General features: G+C 48.2%; 14 protein-coding genes. 7 read left to right on the top strand and 7 right to left on the bottom strand.

What is annotated here, in order from left to right; all coding sequences use genetic code 11:
- The 7 genes from thiE (at nt 1) to KV201_RS18485 (ending at nt 7,690) form a co-directional block, all read left to right on the top strand.
- Nucleotides 1-1,914: a thiamine phosphate synthase gene (gene thiE, locus KV201_RS18455; protein WP_226060169.1), complete on the top strand. Its 1,914-nt coding sequence runs from the start codon at nt 1-3 to the stop codon at nt 1,912-1,914.
- Complete coding sequence (locus KV201_RS18460) at nt 1,907-2,803, top strand: HesA/MoeB/ThiF family protein (protein WP_226060170.1); 897 nt, start codon at nt 1,907-1,909, stop codon at nt 2,801-2,803. Before thiE ends, KV201_RS18460 begins: the two co-directional genes overlap by 8 nt.
- Before the next feature lie 16 nt (nt 2,804-2,819).
- Entirely contained in the window at nt 2,820-3,023 is a 204-nt protein-coding gene (thiS, locus tag KV201_RS18465; RefSeq protein WP_006081758.1) for a sulfur carrier protein ThiS, read from the top strand.
- 1 nt (nt 3,024) lies between these two features.
- On the top strand, nt 3,025-3,789 hold the full coding sequence (locus tag KV201_RS18470; RefSeq protein WP_006081757.1) for a thiazole synthase: 765 nt from the start codon (nt 3,025-3,027) through the stop codon (nt 3,787-3,789).
- Nucleotides 3,786-4,901 carry a 2-iminoacetate synthase ThiH gene (gene thiH / locus KV201_RS18475; protein ID WP_226060171.1) on the top strand — a complete coding sequence of 372 codons (1,116 nt, stop codon included), beginning with the start codon at nt 3,786-3,788 and terminating at the stop codon, nt 4,899-4,901. Before KV201_RS18470 ends, thiH begins: the two co-directional genes overlap by 4 nt.
- A 102-nt stretch (nt 4,902-5,003) precedes the next feature.
- Complete coding sequence (locus KV201_RS18480; RefSeq protein ID WP_006081755.1) at nt 5,004-5,267, top strand: hypothetical protein; 264 nt, start codon at nt 5,004-5,006, stop codon at nt 5,265-5,267.
- A 5-nt stretch (nt 5,268-5,272) separates the two neighbouring features.
- On the top strand, nt 5,273-7,690 hold the full coding sequence (locus KV201_RS18485) for a putative metalloprotease CJM1_0395 family protein (protein WP_226060172.1): 2,418 nt from the start codon (nt 5,273-5,275) through the stop codon (nt 7,688-7,690).
- Between the two features lie 183 nt (nt 7,691-7,873).
- On the opposite strand, the gene KV201_RS18490 is transcribed toward KV201_RS18485, so the two are convergent.
- The 7 genes from KV201_RS18490 to cmoA form a co-directional block, all read right to left on the bottom strand.
- Nucleotides 7,874-8,782, bottom strand: coding sequence for a LysR family transcriptional regulator (locus tag KV201_RS18490; protein ID WP_226060173.1), 909 nt, complete (start codon nt 8,780-8,782; stop codon nt 7,874-7,876).
- Between the two features lie 203 nt (nt 8,783-8,985).
- Nucleotides 8,986-10,848 (bottom strand): M3 family metallopeptidase, encoded by a 1,863-nt coding sequence (locus KV201_RS18495; protein ID WP_107947679.1) that lies wholly within the window; start codon nt 10,846-10,848, stop codon nt 8,986-8,988.
- Nucleotides 10,823-11,767: an alpha-L-glutamate ligase-like protein gene (locus KV201_RS18500; RefSeq protein WP_226060174.1), complete on the bottom strand. Its 945-nt coding sequence runs from the start codon at nt 11,765-11,767 to the stop codon at nt 10,823-10,825. The genes KV201_RS18495 and KV201_RS18500 overlap by 26 nt, the downstream gene beginning before the upstream one ends.
- A 2-nt stretch (nt 11,768-11,769) precedes the next feature.
- Nucleotides 11,770-13,272: an inactive transglutaminase family protein gene (locus KV201_RS18505; protein WP_226060175.1), complete on the bottom strand. Its 1,503-nt coding sequence runs from the start codon at nt 13,270-13,272 to the stop codon at nt 11,770-11,772.
- 341 nt (nt 13,273-13,613) lie between these two features.
- Nucleotides 13,614-14,357: an ATP-dependent zinc protease gene (locus tag KV201_RS18510; protein WP_226060176.1), complete on the bottom strand. Its 744-nt coding sequence runs from the start codon at nt 14,355-14,357 to the stop codon at nt 13,614-13,616.
- 34 nt (nt 14,358-14,391) lie between these two features.
- Nucleotides 14,392-15,387, bottom strand: coding sequence for a tRNA 5-methoxyuridine(34)/uridine 5-oxyacetic acid(34) synthase CmoB (gene cmoB, locus KV201_RS18515; protein WP_006086784.1), 996 nt, complete (start codon nt 15,385-15,387; stop codon nt 14,392-14,394).
- The gene (gene cmoA / locus KV201_RS18520) at nt 15,384-16,115 is read right to left on the bottom strand and encodes a carboxy-S-adenosyl-L-methionine synthase CmoA (RefSeq protein WP_006081747.1); all 732 of its coding nucleotides are present in this window, start codon (nt 16,113-16,115) and stop codon (nt 15,384-15,386) included. Before cmoA ends, cmoB begins: the two co-directional genes overlap by 4 nt.
- Nucleotides 16,116-16,221: the final 106 nt, after the last annotated feature.

Consider the following 16,221-nt stretch of genomic DNA (forward strand, 5'->3'; position numbering starts at 1 on the left):
ATGTTGGGTATTCATGGGGATAATGCGCCCATGAATACCGAGCGTCCCGCGTTTGTTTGGACCATAGCTGGTTCAGACAGTGGCGGCGGTGCCGGTATTCAGGCGGACTTGGCGACAATTCAAGATTTGGGCTGTCACGGTTGCAGCGTGATCACCACAGTGACGGCGCAAAGCTCAGTGGCGGTCATTTTAGTCGAGCCCGTATCAGCGGCGATGTTAATGGCTCAGCTGACGACTCTACTTTCCGACTTGCCACCCAAAGCAATTAAAATCGGCTTACTGGCAGATCAAACTCAAGTGGCATTGCTGGCAGATTGGATCGCGAGTTTTAAAATCCACTATCCATCTGTGCCTGTGATTGTCGATCCTGTGATGGTCGCCAGTTGTGGCGATGCATTAGCAGTCGATAACTGTCAGGATATAAAAAGTGCGGCCAAATCAGCCTTAGATTTTAAGCCTTTCAAAGGTTTAATCGAACTTATCACGCCCAATGTGCTTGAACTTGGGCGGTTAACTCACAGTGATGTTTCAACGAAAGCGCAATTCGCTGCCGCGGCACTGGCTTTATCCCAGAGCCTTGATTGCAGTGTGCTCGCTAAAGGTGGCGATGTGAGCTTTGGTTGCACTGACATTCTTGCTGATACTCATGCTCAAACTCAGACTAACGCTCATGATATCGCTTACAAGAGTAATGGCTGGGATCTTGAGCTTGCCGAGGATTATCTAGTTTGTCGTCAAGTGCGCGCGAGCTCTAAACTGCATCAAAATGGGCGCTTCTGGTTAGCCAGCCAGCGGGTTAATACCCGTCATAACCATGGTAGTGGCTGTACTTTGTCATCGGCCATTGCCGCCGTGTTAGCGCAGGGTTTTGTATTGCAAGATGCGGTGGTGGTTGCCAAAGCCTATGTGAGTCAAGGCTTAAGCGCGGCGATTGGTTTAGGGCAAGGTCCAGGGCCGTTGGCCCGTACGGGTTGGCCTAATAACTTGTCCCGCTATGCCAAGATAAATCTGTGTGATGGCAATTTTATTCGTCATCACCTCAATCGACATCTTGATGTTAGAAGTGATTTAGTTGCAACAGTTTTATCCGCAACAGATCAGGCAACCGCTCAGGTAAGAATAGCCTCGACGCCACCTCAAAATATTTTATCCCACGGTTTTAAAGTGCTCGATGCCGAGCTTGGTGTTTATCCCGTGGTGAGTGACTTAACCATGCTGGAAAGTTTATTAGCGGCAGGCGTTAAAACTGTGCAGTTACGGATAAAAACTGACATCAGCGAGTTAACTACTGCAGCGCCAGCTGAATCTGATTTAGGCAAGTCTGCGCTAAGTAGATGTGAGTCAGGCGAACCGGAGTTAATTGGCTCCGAATTAGAAGCTCAAATTCAAACGGCCATTGCCTTAGGCAAGCATTTTAATGCACAGCTTTTTATCAATGATCACTGGCAGTTAGCGATAAAATACCGTGCCTTGGGGGTACATTTAGGCCAAGAAGATCTCGCCGTTACTGACTTAGCGGCCATTCAAGCAGCGGGACTCGCGCTAGGCATATCGAGCCACAGTTATTTCGAGCTGTTATTGGCGCACCAATACTCGCCATCCTACATAGCGCTTGGACATATATTCCCAACTACGACGAAGCAAATGCCTTCGGCGCCCCAAGGGCTCGCAAAACTTACACATTATGTGGCGTTACTCCAAGACCATTATCCCTTGGTCGCCATTGGCGGTATTGATTTAGATAATCTGGCAAAGGTGAAAGCCTCGGGGGTGGGCAATATTGCTGTGGTGCGCGCAATAACGAAAGCTAAGGATCCAGTCGCAGCGTTTGCAGAGCTGAGCCAAGCTTGGGAGCAATGTAGCTTGTCTGAAGAACTGGCTGTAAAGCATGGGTTGGGTGCAAAGCATGAGTAAAAACCCACCGCTTGCTCACGCAGAGGTTCTTTGCGACGGTACACAATGCGCTCGTACACTCAGTGATTCAGATTTCATCCGTTATTCTCGGCAAGTCTTATTGCCAGAAGTCGGTGAGGCCGGGCAATTACAACTGGCCGACGCTGGTGTCGCGATTATCGGTCTTGGCGGCTTAGGACAATTGGCGGCGCAGTATCTGGCTTGTGCAGGTATTGGTCGCTTGACCTTAATCGACATGGATAAAGTTGAAGTATCAAATCTGCCAAGACAATTGTTATTCAACGATGCCGATATTGGGCTCAATAAAGCGCGAGTTGCCAAGCAAAAGCTCAATGGCATAGCACCGCATTGCACTGTTACTGCCTATGAAACGGCATTTAATGCTGCGACATCGGTTCTTCATTTTGCTGATATTTTACTGGCAAAACAACAGGGCAAAAAAGTGCTAGTGCTTGACTGCACAGATAACTTTGCGACTCGCCAAGCCATTAATCGCAGCTGTATCGAAGCGGCTTTACCTTTAGTCAGCGCGTCAATCGCGGCATTTAGCGGCCAATTGTTCGCGGTCGACCAAATGCGGTTCCCCTCTGGTGGTTGTTATCACTGTATTTTCCCCGCACAGACGAGAGTGTCGCAGAGCTGCAGTACCCAAGGCGTACTCGGGCCGAGCGTGGGCGTGATGGCGTCAATGCAATCTTTGATGGCCATGCAACTCTTGCTGAGTATGGATAGTTGTGATGAACCTAAAAGTGCCTTGTTTGGACGTTTTTGGCGCTTCGACGCTAAATCACTTTCATGGACAGCGGCGACATTAACGCGGGATCCCCATTGTGACGTATGTGGTCCAAAAGAGGTTTGTTCATCATCCGATAAGCCCAGCAAACTATAAAGTATGGAGGTTTGATATGATTTTAATTCACATAAATAATGTCCCGCAGCCATTAACGGAACCGACTTCACTCGCGGCTGTGATCCTCGCGCAAGATATAGCCCTCGATTCGGTCGCTATCGTGTTGAATGCAGAGGTGGTTCCGCGTAATCGCTGGCAATCGATTCTCTGCCAACATGAAGATAAATTAGAACTTTTTTCAGCTGTAGCGGGAGGCTAGTATGTTAACGATTGCCGATGTGGAGTTTGAATCACGGTTATTTACCGGAACGGGAAAATTCAGCAATAGCCAAGTGATGCTTGAGGCGATAACGGCTTCAAAATCGCAGTTAGTGACAGTTGCGATGAAAAGAATTGATTTTAAAATGGGGCTTGATGATTTACTCACGCCGTTACGCCAAGCGGGTGTACGGCTATTGCCTAACACTTCGGGGGCGAGAAACGCCAAGGAAGCGGTGTTTGCGGCTGAGCTTGCCCGTGAAATGCTGGGAACTCATTGGATTAAGCTCGAAATCCACCCGGATCCTAAGTACCTAATGCCCGATGCGATAGAAACCTTAGAGGCGGCTAGAATCCTCTGTGAGAAAGGCTTTATCGTGATGCCCTACGTGCATGCCGATCCTGTGCTTTGTCGCCGCTTGGAAGAGGTAGGCTGCGCTGCGGTTATGCCACTGGCGAGTCCGATTGGCAGTAATCAAGGTTTAGTCACTGAAAGCTTTTTAAAAATCATCATAGAGCAGGCGCGGGTGCCTGTGGTGATCGATGCCGGCATTGGCGCACCTTCGCAGGCTGCGCGGGCAATGGAGCTGGGCGCCGATGCGGTGCTCGTCAACACCGCCATCGCCAGCAGCGCGTCGCCGATAGTGATGGCCGAGTGCTTTAAAGAGGCGGTGCAATGCGGTAGACGGGCCTTTGAAGCTGGGCTTGGCCGAGTACAAACGGGCGCGGTACATACCAGTCCTCTGACGGGATTTTTAAACCAATGAGTTTTGTAGCGGAATTTGCCAACATCCCACGGGATAAACTGTTACTCGATTTGTATTCTTGTACTGCCCAAGATGTTGAGCGGGCGCTGGTGAGTCCAGCAGGGGATTTACGTAGCTTACTGGCCTTGCTATCACCTGCGGCGGAACCTTATATCGAAACCATAGCGCAGCACTCTGCGGCGCTAACGCGGCAGCGATTTGGCGCGAATCTGGGCATGTATTTACCGCTATACGTCTCGAATCTGTGCGCTAATGAGTGTGATTACTGTGGCTTTAGCATGAGTAACAAACTCAAACGCAAGACCTTGAATGAGCAGGAGTTGATGGCCGAAATGGCCATTATCAAAGATAGGGGCTTCGATTCTATTTTACTGGTGTCAGGTGAGCATGAAACTAAGGTCGGCATCGATTATTTCAAGCAAATGTTGCCGCTGGTAAAGCAGCAATTTAGCCATGTGGCGATGGAGGTTCAGCCCATGAGTGAGGACCATTATTGCCAGTTAGTCGCGCTAGGTTTAGATGCTGTGATGATTTATCAAGAGACCTATCAACCCGAGACTTATGCTAGTCACCATTCCTGGGGGAAAAAAATGGATTTTACCTATCGCTTAGCAACACCTGACAGAGTTGCGGCGGCGGGCGTTGATAAAATTGGTCTTGGGGTATTACTGGGGCTGGATGATTGGCGTTTAGATGCGTTAATGATGGGATATCATCTCGACTATTTAGAACGACGCTATTGGCGTACCCGCTTTAGTATTTCGCTACCAAGGTTACGACCTTGTACTGGCGGGATCACCCCAAAAGTCATGCTATCGGATCTAGGTTTAGTGCAAATGATTTGCGCATTTAGAATTTTTAATCAACAGCTTGACATCAGCATGTCGACAAGGGAAAGCCCTGAGTTGAGGGATAATCTTTTACCACTTGGGATTACTCAAATCAGTGCGGGCAGTTCGACACAACCGGGCGGCTATCAAGCGCCTGACAGTCAACTCGATCAATTTGAGATAAGCGATGATCGCAGTGTCGAGCTAGTTATCGAACAGATGCAACGGCAGGGTTTTAATCCCGTATTTAAGGATTGGGAAGCTAATTGGATCACAGGATAAATCTGGACGTAAATAAATGCTGAGAATGCGGATAAAATCTGTACTTTTGCACGTTACTGGTCAATAATTGACCCATTAATCACAGCGTGCAGGAATACCGTTATGCAAATCCAATCTGCTTATTCATCCGGTCTGCAAGGCTTGCAAAGTGCTCAATCTGGGCTCACTCAAGCAACGATAGATGTGGCTAAACCTACACAGACGCAAAGTGCAACTCCGGCTGAGCCTGCCAGAGATGTTGCCCAGCCCGATAAAACGTCGGCATTACTGGCAGCAAATGAGTCATTAAGACAAGGTGAAGCCTCAACAGAAGTGATTGAAACAGATTCAGAAACGATAGGTTCGATCATTAATATTAAGGTGTAAAAATCATGTCGGTTGTGGCGCTATCACCTAAGGTTGGAGCGCCATCCTCTTCATTTTCGACATATGATAAGACGCTAAGCTCGAATCTAAGCCAGACTCAAAGCCAGAGCCTAATCCAGAGTCACGCTAATAGCACTTATCAAGGAGCCAGCGCTCACACTGCAGGCTCTGCAAAATTTGAAGCGAGTGGTGCCTATGAACCACATTTTACTGGAACCTCAACCGCTCCGGTTCAAGCCGCGCCTATTGCTTCATTAGCAACTCACGTTTCTCAATCTCTCCACTCATCACCAAATGTGTCTTTTAATGCGAGTTCTTTGGCCGCTAGTTCATTGCAATCGAGCGCTCAAACATTTTCTGCAACGCCTGCAGCTATATCATCAACGCCTTTATTCAACGGGACAAATACGGCGACATCCATAAGTTCAAATGTCGCTGGCATTGATGCTGCTTCGCCTGTACTACCAGCGTTTAATGGCGCAAGCCAAGCACTAAAGGCCAGTCCTTTTGCTGAATCAAGGCCGCAGGTTACTCTTCCTAAAACCAATGCTACTCAAGTCAATGGGTTAAAAGATCGGGCGAGTTTACATGCCGATGCCAGTTTTAGCTTATTAACGGGACCAAGATCCATTTCTGGTGTGCGTGGGGGACAAATTGCCGCACCTGTGTCGACTCTGGTATTTTCATCAATCACGAAAACTATAGGAAGTAGCCTTGGCGCAAATGCCATCTCTACAACGAGCCCAAGTCTTAGTGTCACGAGCAGTATTCCCTCTGATATTTTTACGCCTCCGAGTTCATCAATTGGCACGAGTAGCACAGAGCTTCCCGCTTTTAATCCATCGAGTACGGGCAGTGTTTCTCCCATAACGCCTGATTTAGCCGCAGTGTTTGGGCCACAAACTGTTTTTACTGGCGCAGCGGCAGTTAACCCCTCTACGTCTTCAGATAACAGTTCTGGAAATTCTGGAAGTATAAGTAGTAATAGTTCAGCTGCGCGTGCAGGGACTGTTGAGCAGTCAAACTCTGCACAAGCAGCAGATCAATCCGCTCGCAATGAAGTTGCTCAACCGACAGTGTTGGAACAATTTACCCAGGTTTTCGGTGACGCTAAGGCTCAAGTTAGTCAGGTAGAAGATCCTGCTATAGCGTCTAACCCAGATGATCGTCAGCAAGCCTTAGCCGATGTTTTTGCTAAAAACGATAATCAGCTTGAAAAGCAAGCACAGGAAGAAGCGTCGCAGAAACAGCAAGCTGTGGCAGCGGAACAAGCAAAGCAACAACAATCACAAGCGCAATCACAGGCACAGCAGGCTCAGGAGCAAGTAAAGCAAGCCCAAGAAAAAGCGCAGGCGCAACAGCAACAACAGGTTGATTCACTTAAGGCCAGAGACTCTGAGGTTAAAGCCCATGAACATGCCCATGCTACAGTCGGCGGGCAATATGCTCAGAGTCCGAGTTTTAAGTATGAGAAGGGTGCCGATGGCCAACGTTATGCTACCGATGGTGAAGTGCAGATCGATGTTTCTGCTGTCGGAGGCGATCCACTCGCAACAATAAACAAAATGAAGCAAGTGTACGCGGCGGCAATGGCTCCGGTTGATCCTTCATCTGCGGATATTCGCGTTGCCGCTGAAGCTTTGCAAAAAATGAATGAAGCAAAGGTGAAGCTTGCTGAAGAGCGGCAACAACAGATTGTAGACTTGCAAACAACCCAAACCTTAGTGGGCGCCGATGCGCAGATTAAAGCGCTACCGCCGTTGCAAGAACACACACCCGTAGTAACGGGGAACGTTGACGAGTTAGGGAATATTGCTCAGCCCCAAAATGCCGTCTCAACACCAGTATCAGATGCAGTCGATAAGCTCATTCAAAGGGTTGAAGCGCAGACGGCCAAAACCGCAGTGACGACTGATACTAGCTCTAATACTAGTTCGGAAACTCCGTCAGGAACTTCGAGTGCCAGCGGCTCAGTTAATACCCCAACGACAGTGGAAACCATTGAGCCACCGACTGCAACCTTAGCATTTGGAAAAGCATCAACTTCTGCTGATTTAGCGACACGTTTTATTCCAAGACCAGATAGTACCGCAAGTCGTTATTATGTTGCTGTTGCACAAGCCAGTATTGGACCTTCAGTCCGTGCTGACGTAACGCAGCAAGTCAATATTCAGCCTTCTAATCTAGCCTCTGTAAACGAGCTGCTTAATAATGCGCAATCCGCTACTGTTCTGCCAACTCTGGCAGCAAAAGATACCAACGAGATAAACGAGTCGCCCTCAAGCATCAGTGCGATTGAGAATCGCAGTGCGTCACTGCAGAGTGAGTCAAGTGCAGAGGATGATGCTTCGCAGGAAGCAGGATTTATTCAGCCGCAATACCTGGGTCAGCAACCAGCGCGCTATGTTGATTTTAGTGTGTAAGATTAGGCTTAACTATGCCCATTCTGCTGTTCATTCTCTTTTTTCAAGCAACCCCTCTGCATTTATTCTTTCGCACTAAGCACTAAGCACTAAGCACTAAGCACTAAGCACTAAGCAAGCGTCAGCACTAGGCTCTTAGCGTCTTGCTCACTCGAATTGAGAACTCGTTTGGTTATCATGCTATTAATTGTTATTTGTCGGTTCAATTCCATGCTGTTTTAAAATCAAAGAGGCAAGCAGTTTGGATGCTGGTCCTTGTTGATCTCTATTAGGGATCACTAGGCTCAACATGATGCGGCGTTTTTGACTGCCATCAAGATGTAAACGCACTAAATTGCCAGATGCCAATTCCTCTTGGACTAAAAAAGATGGGATCCAACAGAAACCAATACCTTGGTTTAAAATGACTTTTGCTTCGTGGAAGTTAGAAACGGTCCAGCGCTGCTCAGCTTTGAGCCAGCCTATGTCGATATTGGATTGCACGCCGGTATCTTTGATCACTAACTGTAAATACTGTGCCAGTAGCTTATCGTCTTCAATCGAACCTAAGTCAGCGAGTGGGTGACTTGGATGACAAACGAGGTAGAGTTCTTGTTCACATAAAGGTTCGGATAAATACCCTTTGGGCGGCACCCCTGCACAGATAGCAATATCGACTTTACTCTGCAGAATGAGCTCTTGGGTGCCGGTGATCACAGAGTCCAGCATGATGATGCGAGTGCCACGGCTGTGGGGCAGAAACGCATTGAGGGCACACACTAAGTTTTCCATCGGATAGATAATTTCACGGGCAATCGTGAGTGTCGGCTCCCACCCTTGCTCGAGATTACTCGCGAGCTGTTCTAACTCGTTGACGGCTTGGGTGACATGCCGTGAGCGGCGCAGCAGTACTTCGCCTTGCTGGGTGAGATAGGCTTTACGGCCTTTGACTTCGAGTAGTTCGATACCTAACTGATGCTGTAATTTGGCAACCGCATGGTTGAGTGACGATTGACTCTTGTTGAGTTTTTCGGCCGCTTGGGCATAGCCGCCAAAATCGACCACCGCTTGCAAAATACGCCATTGTTCTAAGGTAGATTTAGCTCGAGTCATTATAATCTCAAAAAAACGATAGATTGAGGCTTATAGTGGCCACTTCTTACGACTTTTTCAATTAAATATCATAGAGTCAGTCATTCTCACGACATACTGCTAGCTATGTCGTGCTAAGTTATTGAGGTGTTCGAGAGGCGAATCATGACGATTAACTGTGTTTGCGCCCGAGCGAGTCACAAACACAGCTTATGCATTCACTTTTAAAACGCACAAGAACCTGTGGCGTTGAAAGCTTGATTGTCAGAATTACCAGTATGCTCCGAAGCGGCGCTATTGGAGATCCTTTGGATCAGCGAAGCGCTATCAACGGGCGCACCAATGATGGCATTCAATTGTTCACTTACGTTTAAAGCGTCTTCATTGACGACTAACAAATTGAATAATTGAAGTTTGTCTTGGCAGCCTAATGTTGCTTGATCAATCAGCTGGGCTAACGATACTTGCCAGAGCGATTGGTAGTAGAGCGGCCCTTCGTTGGCGATAGCATTGAAGCTGTAGGGATAATCCTTGGTTTGCGGCCAATTTTGGCCGAAGCTAGCACTAAACTCTGCACCGAGATCCGGATAGACTTGTGAATTTACATCTTGATAAAAGTTGACTGCAACCTTAGCGCGAAAGACTTTGAGCTGTTTCGAATAAGCTTTAGCCAGTGTTTCACGCTCTTGTAAATAGCTTTGCTCAAATTGCGGAAAGAGTTGATGGCGCAGCACTTCAGCTAACCAGAGACTCGCCACAAAATGGCTATCCTGACTCTGCCCCATGGCATTGTTGAGGTAGAAATGGCTCGCTTTAGCAAGGGAAGTCACTGCTTCTGCGATGGATTCGGTTAACTGTTCAATGTCTTTGTAGTTACTCAACTGCGGCTTAAGATCCAACGCCTGTTGTCCAAATTGCTGGCCGAGTACACTTTGGCGCAATGTCTGCTGTTGACTACTTTGCTGTGGATTATGGTTGTACGCCACATAGATTTCACCCAACAATCTTTGCTGGTGGTAGACCCTGACGATATGCGGCCGATTAGGATCGGTTGGTGTTTTCTCGGCGTTGGCGGTTGCTATGGTCTCAAACTGCAAACCAAACACTTGCAGATAACTAAAGCTGCGACTCAAGACGTCTGAGGTCTGCCATGTGGGGCCTTTGGCTGATGCTTGTTGTGACAGTGTACGTCCAATATCCCAGGGAGCCACTTGCAAATCTTGGGTTTGGCTATCAAGAAAGGCTTTGACCAACTCAGGGGATGATAACTGCTGCGAACTAAGCGCTAATGCGCTGTAATCGGTAAAGCCTGCGGCAGTGGCGGCTTGTTGGCGCTGCTCTGCAATTCGCTGTAATGCCGTTTGATTGGTTTCACTCGCTCTGGCTTGGTAAGCCTGCCATACATTTTGGCGACATACGGCGTTTTCCTGTGTCAGTAAGTAGCTGACGATAGTGCCCGAAAAATCGCTTTGCTTTGCACTACTGCGCTTCGGCTCGTCACTTTTATCCTCTTCTTTATGCAGATGATGTTGCTGCTGAGTCGCTTCGGGTTGGCATTGGTTGTCATTGAAGGCAAGACTAAATTGTTGGCTGCCTAACCCTTGGCCTATGCTGGCCTGCGCCGTATGCAGTTTCGCTTTTTCCTCGGCGCTCCAATGCTGTTGTAGCAAGTGTTTAAGCTGTTGGCTCAACAGTATTTGTTCAGCATTACCTTGGGCTAAGGCGTAAGCCAGTTGGCTTAATTCTGCTTGGTTGAGAAGTTGCGACAGGGTATCGGCGAGGTGTAACTGGCATTGCAGTAAACCTTCGCGTTCTTCACTCGGTAAGTTAAACCCACGATAATAGTTGAGCCTGTCGTTGATATTATTAAGCCCAATCGTCTGTTGCTCAAAAATAAGCGCGCGCTGGGCCAAGGTTAATTGCGCCGTCGTTAAGCGCGCGTTGGCGAAGGCTGACGCGAGCTCAATGTTTGGCAAACGCAGACATTGCTCAACCAAGAGGGGAACAGGACTTGGCGCCGCATAGGCGGCATTCGTAGCATAAAGGCTTAAGCCAAGCAGGCTAACCAGTAAAGTGGGTTTTAACATAGGCAACACGTTCTGCAACTGTCATAGAATGAGATGACATGGCTTCAACATGCTTAAGACGAGGCAAAATACCTTTTCCATTTGCAATCTGAATCGCCAGTCCCGGGCGCGCATTGAGTTCAAGTAGTAAAGGGCCTTTGCTTTGATCTAGCACCATGTCAGTGCCGAGATAACCCATTTCACACATTTCATAGGCGCTGGAAGCTGTATGGAGCAAGCTTTCCCAATGGGGCACTATGATGTCGGTGAGTTTTTTACCTGTATCGGGATGAAACTCAATTTGTCTATCAAATTGCACAGCATGTAACCCTTTTCCGGTGGCAATGTCAACGCCTACACCCACAGCGCCTTGATGTAAGTTGGCTTTGCCGTCGGATGCCGCAGTTGATAAACGCAGCATGCCCATCACGGGAAATCCCTTAAAAACAATCAAGCGTATATCGGGTACTCCTTCATGGCTGTAGCCTTCAAACACAGGATCGAATTCGATTAGGCCTTCGATAATGGCAACATCGGGTTTACCGCCGAGTGAAAATAACCCACTGAGAATATTGGAGACATGGCGGTTAAGCTCAGAGGCGCTGATCTCGTGGCCACTGGGTTTAAAGTAGCGCCCATTATCGACCTTAGTGATCACTATAATACCTTTGCCGCCCGAGCCTTTGGCGGGTTTGACGACAAATCCACTTCGGCTTGAGATGCGTTCAGGGATATGCGTTATCTCGTGTTGTTCGCGTACGACCGCAATCAGATCAGGAACCGCAATATCATTCGCCAAGGCCAGCTGTTTAGTGATCAACTTATCATCGACGCGTTTATAAAATTTACGCGGATTGTAACGGCCAATGTAATCGATATTACGTTGGTTCATATTAAGCACGCCATTTTTGCGTAGCTCCCACGGCCAAGCGAACCCCATGTTTATGCACCCGCCAATGATTTAAAGCGTTTGAGCTCGAGCAGACGATAACCTGTGTATTGCCCCATAAGTAATACTAAGGCCAAGATCACTAAGTGAATCCCGAGGAAGTTAAACACCCAATGTTGTACCCAGCTTGCGCTCATGGCGAGGTAGGCCAAGGTGGCAACCATCAAACTGCCGCCACCTTGGAGCATAACCTCCCTCGGACCTTCTTCTTCCCACAGAATCGACATGCGTTCTATGGTCCACGCCAGAATAATCATCGGGAAGAAAGTAATGGTTAAGCCTTCACTCAAACCAAACTTGTAGGAAAGCAGTGTAAATACGCCGATGATCCCAATCACCACGATGATCACCGCCGATATCCGTGAGATTAGCAGTAGATTTAAATGGGACAGGTAGGAACGGATGACGAGTCCGCAGGAAACGATAAGCAAAAAACCAATTAATCCGGTGAGTAAGCTGGTTTGAATAAAGGCCAGTGCGATTAATACTGGCATAAAAGTCCCTGAGGTTTTAATGCCAATCATCACCCGCAAAAATACCACCATCAGCACACCGATGGGGATCAGCAAGATCCCTTTAAAAAGGCTTTGCTCCTCAAGGGGTAATTGGTAGAGGGAGAAATCGAGCGCATTGTTGTTCATCATGTCGATGGATGTCGCAAGGGCAGAACGGGTGTCCTGCAGCATAGCGAAGTTCACCTGCGAGTTAACGCCGCCCATGACATCAAGCACTGAGTGGCCTGCACGCTCCCACAGTAGCAGGTTTTGGGGGCGACCTTGTTTGCCTTTGACTAAATCGAACAGTATCCATTGACCGTCGTGAAAGACTTCAACAAAGGGCGATAAGGGCTGTCGACGGCGTTGATCTTCTAAATACAAACCGCTGACCTTGTGCGCAGGAATGCCCTTAGTGTGTAGCATGTGTAAAAACAGTTGGGTTGGCGTTTGGCTTGCGAGCAATAGCTCGACATTCTGGCTGCGTTTAGGCTCGGTTATCGATGCCATCAATTGTTGGGCGAAGGAGATATTACTCGCGCTGCGAGCCCAGACATCTGCAATCACTTGCTCTGCGGCGGCTTGTTCAGTCGCGGGCCATAAATAGGCTTCGGGCGCTGCGGGTGTTTGAGTCGCTGGCATTTCGGTATGCCCTGTCAACACCAGTGTTACTTTGTAATATAAATCCTGTGTGCCTAGGGCTTGGCGTATCGACCAAACCGCGCGGCGATCGTTGTCATTATGATTGATGGTTAAACCGTAACCCGGTGAACTGGCATTTTCGACCAGCACTTGGTAGGCAGGATCTTGCGGTAAAGAGAAAGACACTTCTGCAGGCTCACCCGTACCTTGAAAACTGACTTTGGCTTCCACGGCCCAGCTTTGAACTTGCTTACCGGGCAAAAAGGGCACGTTATGCTCGACGCCGCGGTAAATGCTGGCGCCGATGCCGACAATAAAGAGCACTGCCACCAAGATATAGAAAGGGTTGCGTGAGTGCATTATGGATCCTTCTTGTTAGGACAACTTAGTATTAGGTCAACTTAGTGTTTAGTCACTTAGTGCTACGTCTACTCAGTGTTATGCCAACGCGGGATTGTCTATTAAAAAACTGATGTGATAGTCACTAGTGTGATAGTCACGACGCCTGCGTTGGCTGAGCTATTTTTTTGCGTGTTAAGTTGTCGAAAAATAATAATTTTAAGCTCTCGTTGTGAACGGTGAGTTTGAGCGGCGTGACTGATAGAAAGCTGATACAAAGTCAACGCCTGACGCTTAGCTTTGACATTCATCGCTCTTGGTTCTCACGCCTCTTGAGTTCGGCCATTTAGTTCAAAACGTGCTCACTGCGCCGAAGTCACTTGGTGTGTTACTTTGCCGTGGACGTAACGTTGACTGACATCGACTACGGCAATGTCTTTCATAAACTTGCGTCCAAGTAGTAACGGATAATCGAGGTGGCTGCGGTCGGTGAGGTTGAGATCGGTTTCTGCAGCATATTGACCAATTTTAAGATGCGCGTGGATCACAGGGCGGCGATCTTCTTTCTCGCTCGCATCTTGTTTAATGCGGACAAAGCGCACGACTTTGGCCTCAAACTGTTGTGGCGGAGTGTTTGCCCCCTGAGTGAATACCTCAAACCGTACCCATTGATTACCATCGCGCTCAAACAGGGTGATATTGCGCGCATCGAGAGAGGAAGACTCGGCGCCCGTATCGATTCGGGTGGCAAAATACGTGTTGAGTTCATCCACAAACACGCTTTCGACTTCACCTAAGATAAACTTGTCACCTAAGGGCGTGCGGGCGCATTGTTTGGGCACGGCAACGGTTTTAGCTTTGGGTGTTTCTAGACTCGCGACTTGCTGTTGTAGTAGCTGCACTTGCTCGTGCAGTTGCACGAGAGGCGCCGTATCTTGAGGTTGACATCGCTGATTGATGACCTCAATCAGCGAGTCTTGTTGCTGGGCTAAACGGGTATTGAATGTGGCAGCATCTACGGGAACTGTGGCATGGGTGGTCGGTTCTGTCATTGCACATCCCCCAAGAGTGGTGGCAATGACAATAGCGAGCAGCTGCTTAAGCATAGTGCTTCCTGTTAGCGGTAAATCTTATATTAGATCAACTGATTAAATCCTGATTAGGCTGGTTCTTCACCGCGATAATCGTGGCGCGTTTGGGCGCAGGATAACCTTCAACCGTTTTGGTGATGTCGTTAGGATCCAAGTATTCAACCAGTGACTCGTTGGGCATCCAGTCGGTACGGCGTTGCTCAGCAAGGGCAGTGACATCGGTATCGACACAACGTATGTCGGTGAAATCACACTTTTTTAACCAGAGCATCAGCGCGGCAACGGACGGAATGAACCATACATTATTCATTTTGCCATATCTATCTTGAGGCACGAGTACGGCGTTTTCGTCGCCATCTATCACTAATGTTTCTAACACTAGCTCACCACCGGTTCGCAACTGATCACGCAGTTGTAACAAGTGATCGATAGGCGAACGTCTGTGATACAAAACGCCCATGGAGAAAACCGTATCGAATGCATCGAGCGGTGGCAGCTCTTCAATGCCAAGAGGCAACAGGTGCACAGGGTGATGTGTGCCCGCTAACCGTTTTACCGCCTCAAATTGACATAAAAACAACGGCGAAGGGTCGATACCGACGACACGTTTGGCACCTGAGCCCAACATGCGCCACATGTGATAACCACTGCCGCAGCCGACATCGAGCACAGTACGGTTTTTCAGCGGTGAAATATGCTGCTTAACGCGGTCCCATTTCCAGTCACTGCGCCATTCGGTATCGATATGGATACCGTGAATGTGGAAGGGGCCTTTACGCCATGGCATAAATAGGCGCAGTAGGTTTTCTAGCTTCTCTTTTTCGCCAGGGCTAAGTTGCTCGCCGCTACCGACGGTCACGCTATCGACAAAATCCACTTGGTCGGGTGCAGGATAGTGCAGCTTGTTGAGCACTTTTTCCCACTTTGGCAAGTTGCCGTGTTTATGATCCCGTTGCCACTTGCCTAAAATGCTCGGCAGGGTTTCGAGCCAGTGTTGTAGATTTGAATCGGCGATTTGTTGGTAAAACGAGCTAAAGCTGATCACTTGATGGCCACCATAGAAGCAAAGTTAAAGCATTGGAACCAGAGACTAAAGTGACTGAAGCCTTGGCTGGTTAGGCGTTGTTGATGCGTGGTTAAGGTGTCAGGCTTCATGACATTTTCCAGCGCACTGCGTTTTTGGCTGATCTCGAGTTCGCTGTAGCCATTGGCGCGTTTAAAGTCTAAATGTTGCTCTTCCAATAGGGTTTGGATCGGGGCATCTTCAAAGCGAATTTTTTCCGACAGCACTAAAATCCCACCGGGGTTTAGGCCCTGATAAATTTTGGCTATCAGGGTTTCTCTGTCTTCTGGCGGTAAAAACTGCAAGGTAAAATTGAGTACCACCAGTGAGGCATTTTGAATATCGATATCGCGAATATCACCGCAAACCAGATCGACGTCTGTATCACTGACATAGGCATTCAGGTTCTCTTGGCAGCGGGCAACCATAGATTCGCTGTTATCAACGGCGATAATGCGGCATTGACGGCCTTGGATTTGGCGACGAATACTTAAGGTCGCGGCGCCGAGTGAGCAACCCAAATCGTAAATTTGAGTATTTGGCATGACGAAACGATCTGCAAAATCGCCTATGGTATTGATAATTTGCGTATATCCAGGCACGGAGCGACGGATCATGTCACTGAACACGCCTGCTACACGGTTATCAAACTGGAAATCGCTAATATGCTCGCTCGCTTGAGCGTAGATAGTGTCTTGAGAAACGTTCATCTGAGATTTTTCATGGGAATTCAACTCGACATTTTAACGAATCCGATCGATTAGCAGCAAGTCTCATACTGGTAATTTGCGATAAATTTTTGTCTAATACGCCATA

It is taken from the genome of Shewanella sp. SR1 (assembly GCF_020447145.1).
GTDB classification, from domain to species: Bacteria; Pseudomonadota; Gammaproteobacteria; order Enterobacterales; family Shewanellaceae; genus Shewanella; species Shewanella baltica.

What these genes read in the sequence shown, in the direction of transcription:
- thiE (WP_226060169.1), top strand. Translation starts at nt 1, where the DNA reads ATGTTGGGTATTCATGGGGATAATGCGCCCATGAATACCGAGCGTCCC.
- KV201_RS18460 (WP_226060170.1), top strand. Translation starts at nt 1,907, where the DNA reads ATGAGTAAAAACCCACCGCTTGCTCACGCAGAGGTTCTTTGCGACGGT.
- thiS (WP_006081758.1), top strand. Translation starts at nt 2,820, where the DNA reads ATGATTTTAATTCACATAAATAATGTCCCGCAGCCATTAACGGAACCG.
- KV201_RS18470 (WP_006081757.1), top strand. Translation starts at nt 3,025, where the DNA reads ATGTTAACGATTGCCGATGTGGAGTTTGAATCACGGTTATTTACCGGA.
- thiH (WP_226060171.1), top strand. Translation starts at nt 3,786, where the DNA reads ATGAGTTTTGTAGCGGAATTTGCCAACATCCCACGGGATAAACTGTTA.
- KV201_RS18480 (WP_006081755.1), top strand. Translation starts at nt 5,004, where the DNA reads ATGCAAATCCAATCTGCTTATTCATCCGGTCTGCAAGGCTTGCAAAGT.
- KV201_RS18485 (WP_226060172.1), top strand. Translation starts at nt 5,273, where the DNA reads ATGTCGGTTGTGGCGCTATCACCTAAGGTTGGAGCGCCATCCTCTTCA.
- KV201_RS18490 (WP_226060173.1), bottom strand. Translation starts at nt 8,782, where the DNA reads ATGACTCGAGCTAAATCTACCTTAGAACAATGGCGTATTTTGCAAGCG.
- KV201_RS18495 (WP_107947679.1), bottom strand. Translation starts at nt 10,848, where the DNA reads ATGTTAAAACCCACTTTACTGGTTAGCCTGCTTGGCTTAAGCCTTTAT.
- KV201_RS18500 (WP_226060174.1), bottom strand. Translation starts at nt 11,767, where the DNA reads ATGGGGTTCGCTTGGCCGTGGGAGCTACGCAAAAATGGCGTGCTTAAT.
- KV201_RS18505 (WP_226060175.1), bottom strand. Translation starts at nt 13,272, where the DNA reads ATGCACTCACGCAACCCTTTCTATATCTTGGTGGCAGTGCTCTTTATT.
- KV201_RS18510 (WP_226060176.1), bottom strand. Translation starts at nt 14,357, where the DNA reads ATGCTTAAGCAGCTGCTCGCTATTGTCATTGCCACCACTCTTGGGGGA.
- cmoA (WP_006081747.1), bottom strand. Translation starts at nt 16,115, where the DNA reads ATGAACGTTTCTCAAGACACTATCTACGCTCAAGCGAGCGAGCATATT.